The sequence below is a fragment of the Microbacterium sp. Bi128 genome, from assembly GCF_918698205.1.
The window spans coordinates 1-1,993 of record NZ_CAKKMM010000955.1 but is presented as its reverse complement, the minus strand read 5'-3'; the positions used below and the strand labels follow the sequence as shown (position 1 = coordinate 1,993).

At 66.0% G+C, this 1,993-nt stretch carries 1 protein-coding gene and 1 pseudogene; one reads left to right on the top strand and one right to left on the bottom strand.

Annotated elements, in window-relative coordinates:
- Positions 1-1,080, bottom strand: a 1,080-nt coding sequence (locus LQV45_RS28455; RefSeq protein ID WP_230010309.1) for an alpha-hydroxy acid oxidase, incomplete at its 3' end; no start/stop codon positions are given.
- Between the two features lie 134 nt (positions 1,081-1,214).
- Between LQV45_RS28455 and LQV45_RS28450 the strand changes: the two are divergent.
- Positions 1,215-1,993: pseudogene (locus LQV45_RS28450) on the top strand (hypothetical protein); the annotation flags it as partial.

Genomic DNA, 1,993 nt, shown 5'->3' with positions numbered 1-1,993 from the left:
GTACAGGTAGGCCCGGCCGATCGAACAGGCATCGGCCCCCAGCGCAAGCGCCTTGAGGATGTCGCTCCCCCGGCGGATGCCCGAGTCCACGTAGATCTCGATCGAATCGCCCACCCGGTGCCGCGATTCCTGGAGGACGTCCATGGGGCTCAGCATGTGATCGAGCTGGCGGCCGCCATGATTACTCAACTGGACGGCGTCCAGGCCAATCCGGGAGGCCTTCGCGACGTCGGCCGGGTTGACGCAGCCCTTGAGCACGATTTTGCCGTGCCAGGCCTGCCGCAGGGCCTCAAGTTCCTTCCAGCCGCTGCTGGCATCCGAGTGGCCCAGGATGTGCTGCCACATGGTCGGGGTCACCACGGAGGAGGCGGCGGGGCTCTGCGGATCCAGGTTCGGGAAGCTGATGCCGTCCGACTTCAAAAAGTTGATCCACCACGAAGGGCGCCGGGCGATGTCCGCGATGGTTGACAGCGTGAGCGCGGGAGGGGCGGTGAATCCGTTGTGGAGGTCGCGTTCCCTGGAGCCCAGTGCCCGCGTGTCGACGCCGACAATCAGGGTGTTGAATCCGGCTGCTTTGCAGCGGGCCAGTTTGTTCTTCATCGCCTGGGCGTCGGAGGTGAGGCCAAAGTTGAACCAGCGGTCAAGGGACGGGTGGTGCTCTGCGATGGTTTCCATGGGCACGGTGCTCAGCCCGGCCAGCCCATAGGGGATGCGGGCCCGGTCCGCGGCGGCCGCGACGGCCAGTTCGCCCTCGGGATGGAACAGCCGGGTCGCCCCGGTGGGGGTCAAGGTCAGCGGCAGCGCGCTTTCTTCTCCGAGCAGGGTCGTCGTCGTGTCGGGTCCGGACACCGGGCCCCAGCTGGGCATGAGGGCCCAGGCGTCGAAGACGGCCCGGTTGCGGCGGAGCGTCACTTCGTCTTCGGATCCGCCGTCGAGATAGTCGAAAATCCCGGCAGGCAGGACCTTGCGTGCCGCTTTCCGGAATTCCTCGACGTTGTAGGCGCCCGCCAGCACGCGCCGTTGGCGGGACAGGACGGGGGCCTTCACCTGGACGAGTTGCCTGGCTTCGCTGATTTTCAATGACGGCCTTCCGTTGAACTGTGCTGCGTTATGGTTCAGCGTAGGAAATGAAGCTCCGCATCACCATGGAGTTATCGACAAATTGAGGGGCCAATCATTAGTAGCGAATACCAAACAGCTTCTTGGGTGTCCCGGTGACGGCACCGGAGGTGAAGACGCACGCGCTGCCTACCCTGGCCGACGTCGCCCGCTCGGCGGGCTCGGAAATTCTCAGCCTCGTGGAAATGCCGTCAGATGACCGGCAGATTGTCGCCGGCTCGGTTCTCTACGACTCGACGGCGCGGCCCGCCAAGTTCCCGGGTGCCGTTGCCCTGGCCATTGGTTTGTCCCTTTCCGGGAAGCGTCTGGGCGCGAAAGTGCGGGAACTCAGCGACGCCGGGTACGTGGCGATCGTCTACAAATCCAACGGCACCTCGGACGAAGTCCTGCGGGCAGCCGCCCGGGACAATGGGATGGCGCTGTTCCGGGCCTCCGACTCGGTGCCCTGGAACCAGCTCGCGGAGATCATGGACGCGGCAGTGGTCCCGCACCGGCAATCGGGCCGGACCCTGGTGGACATCCGGCCCGGAGACCTGTTCGACCTCGCCAACACGGTGGCGGCCCAGGCCGGCGGTGCCATCGCGATCGCCGACCCCGAGCAGACGATCCTGGCGTATTCCACCCTCCCGGACCAGCCCATTGACGAGACGCGCCGGAGCTCCATCCTGAGCCTGCAGGTGCCGCATTCGGTGGAAACGGACAACGATTACCGCCGTGTCCATGCCGCCACCGATGCGCTGGATGTGGCCACGCAGGATCCCTCGCTCCGGCGCACGGCCATAGCGATCCGGGCCGGCGACTCCGTTCTGGGCTCGCTCTGGCTCCTTGAATTGGCGGACCACCACAACGAGGACGCGAACCGGATCCTGCGCGA